This window comes from Mesoflavibacter zeaxanthinifaciens subsp. sabulilitoris, assembly GCF_014191595.1.
In the GTDB taxonomy this organism is placed as follows: Bacteria; Bacteroidota; Bacteroidia; order Flavobacteriales; family Flavobacteriaceae; genus Mesoflavibacter; species Mesoflavibacter zeaxanthinifaciens.
Genome location: NZ_JACHWV010000006.1, coordinates 230,984 through 244,754 on the forward strand (window position 1 = coordinate 230,984; position 13,771 = coordinate 244,754).

The 13,771-nt window shown below is 33.4% G+C and carries 27 protein-coding genes; all 27 read left to right on the top strand.

What is annotated here, in order from left to right:
* Position 1: 1 nt before the first annotated feature.
* The gene (rplW, locus tag FHS04_RS10745; protein ID WP_027880211.1) at positions 2-292 is read left to right on the top strand and encodes a 50S ribosomal protein L23; all 291 of its coding nucleotides are present in this window, start codon (positions 2-4) and stop codon (positions 290-292) included.
* 10 nt (positions 293-302) lie between these two features.
* Positions 303-1,127 carry a 50S ribosomal protein L2 gene (gene rplB, locus FHS04_RS10750; RefSeq protein WP_027880210.1) on the top strand — a complete coding sequence of 275 codons (825 nt, stop codon included), beginning with the start codon at positions 303-305 and terminating at the stop codon, positions 1,125-1,127.
* Positions 1,128-1,133: 6 nt separating this feature from the next.
* Complete coding sequence (gene rpsS, locus FHS04_RS10755; protein ID WP_027880209.1) at positions 1,134-1,412, top strand: 30S ribosomal protein S19; 279 nt, start codon at positions 1,134-1,136, stop codon at positions 1,410-1,412.
* 3 nt (positions 1,413-1,415) lie between these two features.
* Positions 1,416-1,823, top strand: coding sequence for a 50S ribosomal protein L22 (rplV, locus tag FHS04_RS10760; protein ID WP_027880208.1), 408 nt, complete (start codon positions 1,416-1,418; stop codon positions 1,821-1,823).
* Positions 1,824-1,830: 7 nt separating this feature from the next.
* Entirely contained in the window at positions 1,831-2,550 is a 720-nt protein-coding gene (gene rpsC / locus FHS04_RS10765; RefSeq protein ID WP_027880207.1) for a 30S ribosomal protein S3, read from the top strand.
* 20 nt (positions 2,551-2,570) lie between these two features.
* Positions 2,571-2,990, top strand: a complete 420-nt coding sequence (rplP, locus tag FHS04_RS10770) for a 50S ribosomal protein L16 (protein WP_027880206.1) — start codon at positions 2,571-2,573, stop codon at positions 2,988-2,990.
* Between the two features lie 12 nt (positions 2,991-3,002).
* Positions 3,003-3,194 carry a 50S ribosomal protein L29 gene (gene rpmC, locus FHS04_RS10775; protein ID WP_027880205.1) on the top strand — a complete coding sequence of 64 codons (192 nt, stop codon included), beginning with the start codon at positions 3,003-3,005 and terminating at the stop codon, positions 3,192-3,194.
* Positions 3,195-3,206: 12 nt separating this feature from the next.
* Positions 3,207-3,464, top strand: coding sequence for a 30S ribosomal protein S17 (gene rpsQ / locus FHS04_RS10780; protein ID WP_027880204.1), 258 nt, complete (start codon positions 3,207-3,209; stop codon positions 3,462-3,464).
* Between the two features lie 2 nt (positions 3,465-3,466).
* Positions 3,467-3,835, top strand: coding sequence for a 50S ribosomal protein L14 (gene rplN, locus FHS04_RS10785; RefSeq protein WP_027880203.1), 369 nt, complete (start codon positions 3,467-3,469; stop codon positions 3,833-3,835).
* 12 nt (positions 3,836-3,847) lie between these two features.
* Entirely contained in the window at positions 3,848-4,159 is a 312-nt protein-coding gene (gene rplX, locus FHS04_RS10790; RefSeq protein ID WP_027880202.1) for a 50S ribosomal protein L24, read from the top strand.
* 2 nt (positions 4,160-4,161) lie between these two features.
* Positions 4,162-4,713 (top strand): 50S ribosomal protein L5, encoded by a 552-nt coding sequence (gene rplE / locus FHS04_RS10795; protein WP_027880201.1) that lies wholly within the window; start codon positions 4,162-4,164, stop codon positions 4,711-4,713.
* A gap of 3 nt (positions 4,714-4,716) precedes the next feature.
* Complete coding sequence (rpsN, locus tag FHS04_RS10800) at positions 4,717-4,986, top strand: 30S ribosomal protein S14 (RefSeq protein ID WP_027880200.1); 270 nt, start codon at positions 4,717-4,719, stop codon at positions 4,984-4,986.
* 63 nt (positions 4,987-5,049) lie between these two features.
* Positions 5,050-5,448, top strand: coding sequence for a 30S ribosomal protein S8 (gene rpsH, locus FHS04_RS10805; protein WP_027880199.1), 399 nt, complete (start codon positions 5,050-5,052; stop codon positions 5,446-5,448).
* A 19-nt stretch (positions 5,449-5,467) separates the two neighbouring features.
* Positions 5,468-6,010 (top strand): 50S ribosomal protein L6, encoded by a 543-nt coding sequence (rplF, locus tag FHS04_RS10810; RefSeq protein ID WP_027880198.1) that lies wholly within the window; start codon positions 5,468-5,470, stop codon positions 6,008-6,010.
* A gap of 10 nt (positions 6,011-6,020) precedes the next feature.
* On the top strand, positions 6,021-6,377 hold the full coding sequence (gene rplR, locus FHS04_RS10815; protein WP_027880197.1) for a 50S ribosomal protein L18: 357 nt from the start codon (positions 6,021-6,023) through the stop codon (positions 6,375-6,377).
* Between the two features lie 6 nt (positions 6,378-6,383).
* Positions 6,384-6,908 (top strand): 30S ribosomal protein S5, encoded by a 525-nt coding sequence (rpsE, locus tag FHS04_RS10820; RefSeq protein WP_027880196.1) that lies wholly within the window; start codon positions 6,384-6,386, stop codon positions 6,906-6,908.
* A gap of 11 nt (positions 6,909-6,919) precedes the next feature.
* Entirely contained in the window at positions 6,920-7,102 is a 183-nt protein-coding gene (gene rpmD / locus FHS04_RS10825; protein WP_027880195.1) for a 50S ribosomal protein L30, read from the top strand.
* 12 nt (positions 7,103-7,114) lie between these two features.
* On the top strand, positions 7,115-7,567 hold the full coding sequence (gene rplO, locus FHS04_RS10830; protein WP_027880194.1) for a 50S ribosomal protein L15: 453 nt from the start codon (positions 7,115-7,117) through the stop codon (positions 7,565-7,567).
* A gap of 13 nt (positions 7,568-7,580) precedes the next feature.
* Positions 7,581-8,930: a preprotein translocase subunit SecY gene (secY, locus tag FHS04_RS10835; RefSeq protein ID WP_027880193.1), complete on the top strand. Its 1,350-nt coding sequence runs from the start codon at positions 7,581-7,583 to the stop codon at positions 8,928-8,930.
* A 10-nt stretch (positions 8,931-8,940) separates the two neighbouring features.
* Complete coding sequence (infA, locus tag FHS04_RS10840; RefSeq protein ID WP_007094967.1) at positions 8,941-9,156, top strand: translation initiation factor IF-1; 216 nt, start codon at positions 8,941-8,943, stop codon at positions 9,154-9,156.
* 4 nt (positions 9,157-9,160) lie between these two features.
* A complete protein-coding gene (gene ykgO / locus FHS04_RS10845) occupies positions 9,161-9,277 on the top strand; it encodes a type B 50S ribosomal protein L36 (protein ID WP_010519235.1) in 117 nt (38 codons plus the stop codon).
* Between the two features lie 2 nt (positions 9,278-9,279).
* Complete coding sequence (gene rpsM / locus FHS04_RS10850; RefSeq protein WP_027880192.1) at positions 9,280-9,651, top strand: 30S ribosomal protein S13; 372 nt, start codon at positions 9,280-9,282, stop codon at positions 9,649-9,651.
* Positions 9,652-9,758: 107 nt separating this feature from the next.
* Positions 9,759-10,151, top strand: coding sequence for a 30S ribosomal protein S11 (rpsK, locus tag FHS04_RS10855; protein ID WP_027880191.1), 393 nt, complete (start codon positions 9,759-9,761; stop codon positions 10,149-10,151).
* 189 nt (positions 10,152-10,340) lie between these two features.
* Positions 10,341-10,946, top strand: a complete 606-nt coding sequence (rpsD, locus tag FHS04_RS10860) for a 30S ribosomal protein S4 (protein WP_027880190.1) — start codon at positions 10,341-10,343, stop codon at positions 10,944-10,946.
* A gap of 93 nt (positions 10,947-11,039) precedes the next feature.
* Complete coding sequence (locus tag FHS04_RS10865) at positions 11,040-12,032, top strand: DNA-directed RNA polymerase subunit alpha (RefSeq protein WP_027880189.1); 993 nt, start codon at positions 11,040-11,042, stop codon at positions 12,030-12,032.
* Positions 12,033-12,092: 60 nt separating this feature from the next.
* Positions 12,093-12,563 (top strand): 50S ribosomal protein L17, encoded by a 471-nt coding sequence (rplQ, locus tag FHS04_RS10870; protein WP_027880188.1) that lies wholly within the window; start codon positions 12,093-12,095, stop codon positions 12,561-12,563.
* 87 nt (positions 12,564-12,650) lie between these two features.
* Positions 12,651-13,757, top strand: coding sequence for a glutamine-hydrolyzing carbamoyl-phosphate synthase small subunit (carA, locus tag FHS04_RS10875; RefSeq protein WP_106676761.1), 1,107 nt, complete (start codon positions 12,651-12,653; stop codon positions 13,755-13,757).
* Positions 13,758-13,771: the final 14 nt, after the last annotated feature.

The following is a 13,771-nucleotide window of genomic DNA, read 5'->3' on the forward strand; positions in this document are numbered from 1 at the left end:
AATGAGTATCTTAATTAAACCTATAATCACAGAAAAAGCAACTGCAAACAGTGAATTAAATAACTGTTACAGTTTCTTCGTGAACACAAAGGCGAACAAGGTAGAAATTAAAAAAGCAGTAGAAGCTGCTTATGGCGTTTCTGTAGAAAAAGTTCGTACTATAAATGTCCGTCCAGATAGAAATACTAAGTATACAAAAACTGGTATTCAACATGGTAAAACAAATGCAATGAAAAAAGCAATTGTACAACTGGCGGAAGGTGAAATGATTGATTTATACACTAACATGTAATTAAAGACAAATGTCAGTAAGAAAATTAAAACCAATCACACCAGGTCAGCGATTTAGAGTAGTAAACGGGTTTGACGCCGTTACTACTGACAAGCCGGAGAAAAGTTTATTAGCTCCGAAAAAAAGATCAGGTGGTAGAAACAGTCAAGGACGTATGACTATGCGCTACAAAGGTGGTGGTCATAAAAGAAGGTATCGTATTATCGATTTTAAAAGAACTAAAGTAGGTGTTCCTGCTGAAGTTGCTTCGATTCAATACGATCCAAACAGAACAGCGTTTATTGCTTTATTAAACTATCAAGATGGTGAAAAAGCATATATTATTGCTCAAAATGGATTAAAAGTTGGGCAAACTGTTGTTTCTGGTGAAACTGCATCTCCTGAAATTGGAAATGCTATGCCATTAGCTAATATACCATTAGGTACAATTATTTCTTGTGTAGAGTTAAGACCTGGTCAAGGTGCTGTTATGGCACGTAGTGCTGGTGCTTTTGCACAATTAATGGCTAAGGATGGTAAATTTGTTACGATCAAATTACCTTCAGGAGAAACTAGATTAATCTTGTCTACATGTATGGCTACAATTGGAGCTGTATCTAACTCAGATCATCAATTGTTAGTTTCTGGTAAAGCAGGACGTAGTAGATGGTTAGGAAGACGTCCAAGAACAAGACCTGTAGTTATGAACCCAGTTGATCATCCAATGGGAGGTGGTGAAGGTAAGTCTGCAGGTGGACATCCACGTTCTAGAAACGGTGTACCTGCTAAAGGTTACAGAACCCGTTCTAAAACAAAAGCAAGTAACAAGTACATTGTAGAACGTAGAAAGAAATAATAAGACATGGCAAGATCATTAAAAAAAGGACCTTACGTTCATTATAAATTAGAAAAGAAAGTAGCTGCTAATGTAGAAGCTAACAAAAAAACTGTAATCAAAACATGGTCAAGAGCTAGTATGATTACACCTGATTTTGTTGGTCAAACAATCGCAGTACACAACGGTCGTCAGTTTGTTCCAGTTTATGTTACAGAAAACATGGTTGGACATAAATTAGGAGAATTTTCACCAACAAGATCTTTTAGAGGACATGCTGGTGCTAAAAATAAAGGAAAAAAGTAAGCTATGGGAAGTCGTAAAAAACAAATGGCAGACGCTATTAAGGATGCAAAAAAGCAAGTAGCTTTTGCAAAGCTTAATAACTGTCCTACGTCACCAAGAAAAATGCGTTTAGTTGCTGATTTAGTTAGAGGTGAACGCGTAGAGAAAGCACTTAATATTTTAAAGTTTAGCCAAAAAGAAGCTTCAAATCGTTTAGAAAAATTATTATTATCTGCGATAGCTAACTGGCAAGCAAAAAATGAAGATGCTAGTATAGAAGATGCTGAACTTTTTGTTCAAGAGATAAGAGTTGATGGTGGATCTATGTTAAAAAGATTAAGACCAGCTCCTCAAGGACGTGCACACAGAATAAGAAAACGCTCAAACCACGTAACAATCGTAGTAGGAGCTAACAATAATACACAAAGCTAAGATAGATATGGGACAAAAAACAAATCCAATCGGAAATCGCTTAGGAATTATCAGAGGATGGGAATCTAACTGGTACGGAGGAAACGATTATGGTGATAAACTTGCCGAAGACGATAAGATAAGAAAGTATGTTTATGCTCGTTTATCTAAAGCTAGTGTATCAAGAGTAATTATCGAAAGAACTCTTAAACTTGTAACCGTTACTATCACTACTGCTAGACCTGGTATTATTATCGGTAAAGGCGGTCAAGAGGTAGACAAGTTAAAAGAAGAGCTTAAGAAAATTACTGGTAAAGAAGTTCAGATTAATATTTTTGAAATAAAAAGACCTGAACTAGATGCGTTTTTAGTTGCATCAAGTATTGCTCGCCAAATAGAAAATCGTATTTCTTACAGAAGAGCAATTAAAATGGCTATTGCTGCAACAATGCGTATGAATGCAGAAGGAATTAAAGTTCAAATTAGTGGTCGTTTAAACGGTGCTGAAATGGCACGTTCTGAACACTATAAAGAAGGACGTATTCCTTTATCAACTTTTAGAGCCGATATTGACTATGCTTTAGTTGAAGCACACACTACTTATGGTAGACTAGGTGTTAAGGTATGGATCATGAAAGGTGAAGTATATGGAAAAAGAGAGCTTTCTCCTCTTGTTGGATTATCTAAGAAGCAAGGAAAAGGTGGTCGTGGTGGAAAGAGAGATAATAAATCACGTCGTAGAAAGTAATTTTTTAAAGCACAGAAAAAATGTTACAGCCTAAAAGAACAAAATTTAGAAAACAACAAAAGGGACGTATGAAAGGTAACTCTGGAAGAGGTCACCAATTATCTTACGGAACTTTTGGAATAAAATCATTAGATTCTAACTTTCTAACTTCACGTCAAATTGAAGCAGCTCGTATTGCAGCTACTCGTTACATGAAAAGAGAAGGGCAATTATGGATTAAAATATTTCCAGACAAGCCTATTACAAAGAAACCTCTTGAAGTACGTATGGGTAAAGGTAAAGGTGCTGTAGAATATTGGGCGGCTGTTGTTAAACCAGGAAGAATCTTATTTGAAGTTGGAGGTGTGCCTTTAGACGTTGCTAAAGAAGCATTAAGACTTGCAGCTCAAAAATTACCAGTAAAAACTAAGTTTGTAATCGCTAGAGATTACGAAGCATAATTAATTAATATTATGAAACAGTCAGAAATTAAAGAATTATCTGTAGCTGAGTTACAAGAGAAACTTAGTGAAACAAAAAAGAGCTATGTAGATTTAAAAATGGCTCATGCAGTCTCTCCTTTAGAGAATCCTATTCAATTACGTTCAGTAAGACGTGATGTTGCTAGAATAGCTACGGAATTAACTAAAAGAGATTTAAAATAATTCTGCTTAAAGATGGAAAATAGAAATTTAAGAAAAGAGCGTATAGGTGTAGTTACTAGTAACAAAATGCAGAAGTCAATAGTGGTTTCTGAGGTTAAAAAAGTAAAACACCCAATGTACGGAAAGTTCGTATTAAAGACTAAAAAATACGTAGCACACGACGAGACAAATGATTGTAACATTGGTGATACTGTAAAGATCATGGAAACAAGACCTTTAAGTAAATCTAAATGTTGGAGATTAGTTGAAATAATTGAAAGAGCGAAGTAATTATGGTACAACAAGAATCAAGATTAAAAGTAGCAGACAACACTGGAGCAAAAGAAGTATTAACTATACGTGTTCTAGGTGGTACTAAGAGAAGATATGCTTCTGTAGGAGACAAAATTGTCGTTTCAGTAAAAGATGCAACTCCTAACGGAAACGTTAAAAAAGGAGCTGTTTCTACTGCAGTAGTTGTTCGTACCAAAAAAGAAGTTAGACGTCCAGATGGATCTTATATTAGATTTGACGATAACGCATGTGTTTTATTAAATCCAACAGGAGAAATGAGAGGAACACGTGTATTTGGACCTGTAGCTAGAGAACTTCGTGATAAACAATTCATGAAAATTGTATCATTAGCACCAGAGGTGCTTTAATTGATAAATAAGATGGCAAAGCTTAAAATAAAAACAGGAGATACCGTAAAAGTTATAGCAGGTGATCATAAAGGATCTGAAGGTACAGTACAAAAAGTGCTTATCGAAAAAAACAAAGCTATAGTAGAAGGCGTGAACATGGTTAAGAAACATACTAAACCAAGTGCACAAAACCCTCAAGGTGGTATTGTAGAAAAAGAAGCACCAATTAACATTTCAAACTTATCATTGTTAACTTCTAAAGGAGAAACAACTAGAGTAGGTTATAGAATGGAAGGTGATAAAAAAGTAAGATTTTCTAAAAAATCTAATGAAGTATTATAGTTATGGGATATTCACCGAGACTAAAAGAAGAGTATAAAAGCAAAGTAATTGCAGCTCTTACAGAAGAATTTGGATATAGTAACGTTATGCAAGTACCAAAGCTAGAAAAAATAGTGCTTTCTAGAGGTGTTGGTGCTGCAGTAGCAGATAAAAAATTAGTAGACCACGCAGTAGAAGAATTAACAACTATTACTGGTCAAAAAGCTGTTGCTACTATGTCTAAAAAGGATGTTGCGTCTTTCAAATTACGTAAAGGAATGCCAATCGGAGCAAAAGTTACTTTACGTGGAGAAAGAATGTATGAGTTTTTAGATCGTTTAATCACTACAGCGTTACCACGTGTAAGAGATTTTAACGGAATTAAAGCTACAGGTTTTGACGGAAGAGGTAACTACAACCTAGGAGTTACTGAACAAATTATATTTCCAGAAATAAATATCGATAAAGTTAATAAAATTGACGGAATGGATATTACATTTGTAACTTCTGCTGAAACTGATAAAGAAGCAAAATCATTATTAACAGAATTAGGATTGCCTTTTCAAAAAAACTAAATTATGGCTAAAGAATCAATGAAAGCCCGTGAGGTTAAAAGAGCAAAAACAGTAGCTAAATATGCTGAGAAACGTAAAGCTTTAAAAGAAGCTGGAGATTACGAAGCATTACAGAAGTTACCTAAAAATGCCTCTCCGGTTCGTATGCACAATAGATGTAAACTTACAGGAAGACCAAAAGGATACATGCGTACTTTTGGTATCTCTCGTGTAATGTTTAGAGAAATGGCAAACAAAGGTTTAATACCAGGTGTTAAAAAAGCAAGTTGGTAAAATTATTATAAATTGGATTAAGGTTTGCAATAGTGCAAAAACCAAGTCCGCAAATTAATACATATGTATACAGATCCAATAGCAGATTATTTAACTAGAATTAGAAACGCTGTGCGTGCTAATCATAGAGTAGTTGAAATCCCTGCTTCAAATTTAAAAAAGGATATAACTAAAATATTATTCGATCAAGGATATATTTTAAGTTATAAATTTGATGACTCTTCAGTACAAGGAACTATCAAGATAGCTCTTAAGTACAATAAAGAGACAAAAGAGCCAGTAATTAGAAAAATTCAAAGAATTAGTAAACCTGGTTTACGTAAGTACTCAGGTTCTAAAGAAATGCCAAGAATTCTTAACGGTTTAGGTATTGCAATTGTTTCTACTTCTCACGGAGTAATGACAGGTAAACAAGCCCAAAGAGAGAATGTAGGTGGCGAAGTTTTATGTTACGTTTACTAATTAAAAATCCAGAAAGAAAATGTCAAGAATAGGAAATAATCCAGTTGCCATTCCAGAAGGAGTAACTGTAACAGTAAAAGATAATACAATTACGGTAAAAGGAAAATTAGGGGAATTAACTCAAGATTTTGATACTGTAGAAGTAAAAGTAGAAGAAGGAAACGTATTAGTAACACGTTCTGCAGAAACTAAACAACATAAAGCTAAGCACGGTTTATACCGTTCTTTGATCAATAATATGATTGAAGGAGTATCTAAAGGATGGACTAAAGAACTAGAGTTAGTCGGAGTAGGATACAGAGCAAGTAACCAAGGTAATGTTTTAGAATTAGCCTTAGGTTTTTCTCACAATATAGTGATGAGTTTAGCACCAGAAATTAAAGTTGAAACAGTTTCTGAAAAAGGTAAAAATCCAATTATTAAACTTTCATCTTTTGATAAGCAATTAGTAGGTCAAGTAGCTGCTAAGATCAGAGGATTTAGAAAGCCTGAACCATACAAAGGAAAAGGTATTAAGTTTGTTGGAGAAGAATTAAGAAGAAAAGCTGGTAAATCAGCATAATAATTTAGTTATGGCGTTAACAAAATCACAAAGAAGATCAAGAATAAAAAGCAGAATTCGTAAGATTGTTTCTGGTACAGAAGCAAGACCGAGATTATCTGTTTTCAGAAGTAATAAAGAAATTTATGCTCAAATAGTAGATGACGTTACAGGTAAAACACTAGTAGCTGCATCTTCAAGAGATAAAGATATTAGTTCTTCAAAAGGTAATAAAGTAGAAATAGCTGCATTAGTAGGTAAGTCTATCGCTGAAAAAGCCTTAAAGGCTGGTGTTGAAACTATTTCTTTTGATAGAGGTGGTTATTTATATCACGGAAGAGTAAAATCATTAGCTGAAGGAGCTAGAGAAGGAGGACTTAAATTCTAAGAAATTATGTATCAAAAATACAAAAGCGCAGAGTTAGTAAAACCAAGTGGATTAGATCTTAAAGATCGTTTAGTTGGAGTGCAAAGAGTTACTAAAGTAACTAAAGGAGGTAGAGCATTTGGATTTTCAGCAATCGTTGTGGTTGGTGATGAAGCAGGTGTAGTAGGACATGGTCTAGGTAAATCAAAAGATGTTGCTAGTGCAATAGCAAAAGCAATAGAAGATGCTAAGAAAAATTTAGTACGTATACCTATATCAAAAGGAACATTACCTCACGAACAAAAAGGTAAATATGGTGGTGCAAGAGTAAACATCATACCTGCAGCTCCTGGTACAGGAGTAATTGCTGGAGGAGCTGTTAGAACAGTTTTAGAAGCAGTAGGTGTACACGATGTATTATCTAAGTCTCAAGGATCATCAAACCCACACAATGTAGTAAAAGCTACTTTTGATGCTTTATTACAATTAAGAGACCCACAATCGATTGCTCGTGAAAGAGGAATCTCTTTAGAAAAAGTTTTTAACGGTTAATCAAAACAGAAATGTCTAAGATAAAAGTAAAAAAAGTTAAAAGCGCAATCAATAGAACTCAAAGACAAAAGAGAACTTTAGAAGCTCTTGGTCTTAAAAAGATTGGGCAAGTTGTAGAGCACGAGGCTACTCCTAATATCTTAGGAATGGTAGCAAAAGTAAATCACTTAGTTTCTGTAGAAGAAATTAAATAATAATACTGAAAAATGGATTTAAGTAATTTAAAACCTGCAGAAGGTTCAGTTAAAGGTCAAGGAAAAAGAGTAGGTAGAGGTCAAGGTTCTGGTAAAGGTGGTACTGCAACACGTGGACACAAAGGAGCTAAATCTAGATCAGGATACTCTAAAAAAGTAGGTTTCGAAGGAGGGCAAATGCCAATCCAACGTAGAGTGCCTAAGTTTGGCTTCACTAACATAAATCGTAAAGAGTATCAAGGAGTTAACCTTGACACTATCCAACAATTAGTTGACGATAAGAAAATTAATGATACTTTAGATTTTGAAACACTTGTAAGTTTAGGACTAGTTGGTAAAAACGAATTAGTTAAAATCTTAGGAAGAGGTGAATTAAAATCAAAGTTAAACGTAACAGCTCATAAATTTACTGCTACTGCTAAAGCTGCTATTGAAGCTGCAGGAGGAGAAGCTGTAACTTTATAAGAATTATAGACGCATGAAATTTATAGAGACATTAAAAAATGTTTGGAAAATCGAAGAACTAAGAAACAGAATCATCGTTACTGTTGGTTTGTTATTAGTTTATAGATTTGGAGCACAAGTGGTATTACCAGGTATTGATGCTGCCCAGTTATCTAACTTACAAACTGAAACTAGTGAGGGTTTATTTGGATTATTAAATGCCTTTACTGGTGGAGCTTTTGCAAATGCATCAGTTTTTGCTCTAGGAATCATGCCTTACATTTCAGCCTCTATTGTAGTACAATTAATGGGAATAGCTATTCCTTACTTACAAAAGCTACAAAAAGAAGGTGCAAGTGGACAAAAGAAAATAACACAAATAACAAGATGGTTAACTATAGCAATATGCTTAGTACAAGCTCCTGGTTATTTAGCTAGCTTAGGTCCAGTGTTTGGTATTCCAAATTCAGCATTTTTATTAGGACAAGGAGGAATGTTTTATGTTTCTTCTATAGTAATCTTAGTTACAGGTACAATTTTTGCTATGTGGTTAGGTGAAAAAATTACTGACAAAGGAATTGGTAATGGTATATCGTTATTAATTATGGTTGGTATTATTGCTACCTTACCTAAAGCATTTTTACAAAATGCTGCTTCAAGATTACAAGATGGTAATAACGTAATGATGATTCTATTTGAAGTTGTTATTTGGTTTGCTATCATCTTATTATCAATCTTGCTAGTAATGGCAGTACGTAAAATAGCTGTGCAATACGCAAGAAGAACAGCATCTGGTGGTTATGAAAAGAATGTATTTGGGTCAAGACAATACATTCCATTAAAGCTTAACGCTTCAGGTGTAATGCCAATCATATTTGCTCAAGCAATTATGTTTGTTCCAGGACTTATTGGTAAATCTTCTTTCTTAGAAGATACATCGGCAGGATTATGGTTACAAACTAATTTCTCTGATATATTTGGTTTTTGGTACAATTTAGTATTTGCATTATTAATAATCATATTTACATATTTTTATACTGCAATTACAGTACCTACTAACAAAATGGCTGATGATTTAAAACGAAGCGGTGGTTTTATACCAGGTATTCGTCCAGGATCAGAAACATCAGAGTACCTAGACAAGATAATGTCTCAAATAACGTTACCAGGTTCAATATTCTTAGCTTTAATAGCTGTGTTCCCAGCATTTATAGTTAAGTTAATGGGTGTACAACAAGGATGGGCATTATTTTTTGGAGGTACATCATTATTAATTATGGTTGGAGTTGCAATCGATACTATGCAACAAGTAAACTCTTACTTGTTAAATAGACATTACGATGGCTTGATGAAAACAGGTAAAAACAGAAAAGCAGTAGCTTAATATTTTTAACATGGCAAAACAAGCAGCAATAGAACAAGACGGAACAATTATAGAAGCATTATCTAATGCTATGTTCCGAGTAGAATTAGAAAATGGTCACATTGTGACTGCGCATATTTCTGGTAAAATGCGTATGCATTACATTAAACTTTTACCAGGAGATAAAGTAAAATTAGAAATGAGTCCTTACGATTTAACTAAGGCTCGTATAACTTATAGATACTAATACGATGAAAGTAAGAGCATCAATTAAAAAAAGAAGCGCAGATTGTAAAATAGTGCGCAGAAAAGGTAGACTTTACGTCATTAATAAAAAGAATCCTAGATTCAAACAAAGACAAGGGTAATTATGGCAAGAATTGCAGGAGTAGACATACCAAAACAGAAAAGAGGAGTAATCTCTTTAACTTATATCTACGGAGTAGGTAAAAGTAGAGCAAAAGAAATTTTAGCAGCTGCTAAAGTAGACGAAAGCATCAAAGTACAAGACTGGACAGATGATCAAATCGGAGCAATCCGTGACGCTGTTGGTAACTATACTATTGAAGGTGAATTACGTTCTGAAACCCAATTAAACATTAAGCGATTAATGGATATAGGATGTTACAGAGGGATACGTCATAGAGCAGGTCTTCCATTAAGAGGACAACGTACTAAAAACAACTCTAGAACTAGAAAAGGTAGAAGAAAAACAGTTGCTAACAAGAAAAAAGCAAGCTAATAAACAATTTGGTCTTTAGTATTTAGACGTTGGAAGGAATCTGTTTGAAATTATAAAAGGTTTAGGATTCTAGCGACTATTAACTAAAAACAAAGAACAATAATAATATGGCAAAGAATAACGCTAAAAGTACAAAAAAACGTAAAGTTATTATTGATGCTGTAGGAGAAGCACACATCACAGCTTCTTTTAACAACATCATTATCTCACTTACAAACAAAAAAGGTGACGTAATTTCATGGTCATCTGCAGGTAAGATGGGCTTTAGAGGATCTAAAAAAAATACTCCTTATGCAGCACAATTAGCAGCAGAAGATGCTTCAGGTGTAGCTAAAGAGGCTGGTTTAAAAAAGGTAAAAGTTTATGTGAAAGGTCCTGGTAATGGTAGAGAATCTGCTATCCGTTCTATTCACAATGCAGGTATCGAAGTAACAGAAATAATAGATGTTACTCCATTACCACACAACGGATGTCGTCCTCCTAAAAGAAGAAGAGTTTAATTACGTATAATAATTTACGTTATAAAACACATTATAAAATTAATATCATCTGTTTTTCAGATGGTATTAATTTTTTGCATAAATTTGCAAACTGAAAAAATTTAATAAACAAGTATAACAAGAGATTAACGATTATCGAAGGATAAGATTAAGACCTTAATTCATAATCACTCTTTAATTAATTTAAAAATGGCAAGATATACTGGTCCTAAAACTAAAATAGCTCGTAAATTTGGCGAAGCTATCTTCGGAGACGATAAAGCTTTCGAAAAAAGAAATTACCCTCCAGGACAACATGGAGCAAACAAAAGACGTGGTAAAAAATCTGAATATGCAATCCAATTAATGGAAAAGCAAAAAGCTAAATATACTTATGGTATTTTAGAAAAGCAATTCAGAAACATGTTTAAAAGAGCAACAGCAGCACCTGGAATTACAGGTGAAGTTTTATTACAATTGTGTGAGTCTAGATTAGATAACGTTGTATTTAGAATGGGTATCTCTCCTTCAAGAAGAGGAGCAAGACAATTAGTTTCTCACAGACATATTACTGTTAATGGTGAAGTAGTAAATATTCCTTCATACCAATTAAAAGCAGGAGATGTTGTTGCAGTAAGAGAAAAATCTAAATCACTTGAAGCTATAGAAAGATCACTTTCAAATTCAAGTAATGTATTTGAATGGATTACTTGGAATACAGAGAAAAAAGAAGGAACTTTTGTGTCTGTACCAGCAAGAATTCAAATACCAGAAAATATTAACGAGCAATTCATCGTCGAATTATACTCTAAATAATAAATTAACATTGGTATTTAGCCAAAGGGTTTATTCGTATCTCTTCAAACTTATAAACCGCGCAACTAAATAACAATTAAAACGAAGAACAATATGGCAGTATTTAATTTTCAAAAACCTGATAAAGTAATCATGATTGATTCTACTGACTTCGAAGGTAAATTCGAATTCAGACCATTAGAACCAGGTTATGGTTTAACAGTTGGTAATGCTTTACGTAGAGTTTTACTTTCATCTTTAGAAGGTTTTGCAATAACATCAGTTAGAATAGAAGGTGTAGATCACGAATTTTCTACAATACCAGGTGTTGTTGAAGACGTAACAGAAATTATCTTAAACTTAAAACAAGTTCGTTTTAAGCGTCAAATAGAAGATGTAGATAATGAGTCTGTTTCAATTTCAATTTCTGGACAAGAACAAATCGTTGCTGGAGATTTTCAAAAATTTATTTCAGGATTTCAAGTATTAAACGCAGATCAAGTAATCTGTAACTTAGATCCAAAAGTAAATATTAACATGGAAATCACTATCGAAAAAGGTAGAGGTTATGTTCCTGCTGAAGAAAACAAAAAAGCTACAGCTCCTATAGGAACAATTTTTACAGATTCGATTTATACACCAATTAAAAATGTTAAATACAGCATTGAAAATTATCGTGTAGAGCAAAAAACTGATTATGAAAAGTTAGTTTTCGAGATTCAAACAGATGGTTCTATAAATCCACAAGATGCTTTAACTGAAGCAGCTAAAACGTTAATTCACCACTTTATGTTATTCTCAGACGAGAGAATTACTTTAGAAGCTGATGAGATAGCTCAAACTGAAACTTATGATGAAGAATCGCTTCATATGAGACAGTTGCTTAAAACTAAGTTAGTAGATATGGATTTATCTGTTCGTGCTCTTAACTGTTTAAAAGCTGCAGAAGTAGATACTTTAGGTGACTTGGTATCTTTCAATAAAAATGATTTAATGAAGTTCCGTAACTTTGGTAAAAAATCTTTAACAGAGCTTGAAGAGCTTGTTAATGTTAAAGGTCTTAACTTCGGTATGGATCTTTCAAAATACAAATTAGATAAAGACTAACACTTCATATTTTGCTCCTCAAAAAGGGTAGAGCAAGATGATGGTTAAAACAAAAATGTCATGAGACACGGAAAAAAAATAAACCACTTAGGTAGAAAAACAGCACATAGAAAATCTATGTTAGCTAACATGGCTTGTTCTTTAATAGAGCACAAGCGTATCAACACTACTGTTGCTAAAGCAAAAGCTTTAAAAGTTTTTGTAGAGCCAATGATTACTAAAGCTAAAGAAGATACTACTCATAATAGACGTATCGTTTTTAGTCGATTAAGACAAAAAGAGGCTGTTACAGAATTATTTAGAGAAGTAGCAACTAAAGTAGGAGACAGACCAGGTGGATATACACGTATTATCAAATTAGGTAATCGTTTAGGAGATAACGCTGATATGGCTATGATCGAGTTAGTAGATTATAACGAAATTTATAACGCTGGTAATAAGCCTAAAAAATCAACAAGAAGAAGTAGACGTGGTGGTTCTAAACCAGCTGCAGCTAAAGTTGATAACACAGCAACTAACGAAGAAGAATAAATGTTAATAAGCATTTAACATATAAAGGATAATCTATTTTAGATTATCCTTTTTTTTATGCAATTTTGTGAAACCTTTATTATTACAATGAAATATCAAAAACTTAAAAAAGCACTTATCTTATTAGAAGATGGAACAATTTTTCATGGAAAAGCAGTAGGCAAAGAAGGCACTGCTTTTGGAGAAGTATGTTTTAATACCGGCATGACTGGTTATCAAGAAATATTTACAGATCCGTCTTACTATGGACAATTAATGGTAACAACCAATGCGCATATTGGTAATTACGGAGTTAATGATGAAGAAGTTGAATCTGACTCAATTAAAATATCAGGATTAATTTGTCGTAACTTTAGTTATGATTTTTCCCGAGTAAAAGCAGATGGATCATTAGAAGATTTTTTAAACAAACACAATCTTTTAGCAATTTCTGATGTAGATACACGCGCATTAGTTACATACATACGTGAAAACGGAGCGATGAATGCAGTTATTTCTACAGAAGTTGATAATGTTGAAGGCTTAAAAGAGCAATTAGCAAAAGTACCATCAATGAATGGTTTAGAACTTGCCTCTAAAGTATCAACTAAAGAAGCATATTATGTAGGAGATGAAAATGCTCCTATAAAGATAGCTGCATTAGATATAGGAATAAAAAAGAACATCCTTTGTAATTTAGCAACACGTGGCTCATATATAAAAGTCTTCCCTTTTGATAGTACTTTTAAAGATATGAGTGATTGGAATCCTGATGGCTATTTTTTATCAAATGGACCTGGTGATCCAGAACCTTTAAAAGGAGCAATTGAAGTAGCAAAACAAATTATAGATAAAAATCTTCCTTTATTTGGAATTTGTTTAGGTCACCAAGTTATCGCTTTAGCCAACGGAATTTCTACTTACAAAATGCATCACGGTCATAGAGGTATAAATCACCCTATTATGAACCTAGATACTGGTAAAGGAGAAATAACATCTCAAAACCATGGTTTTGCAGTTAATAGAGAAGAAGCAGAAGCGCATCCAGACCTAGAAATTACACATGTACATCTTAATGACAATACGGTAGCAGGTTTAAAAATGAAATCTAAAAATGTATTCTCTGTACAGTATCATCCAGAAGCTAGTCCAGGACCAAATGACTCTACATATCTTTTTGATCAATTCATAGAAAATATAAAATCAAACAAATAAAAAAAAGGCAACGA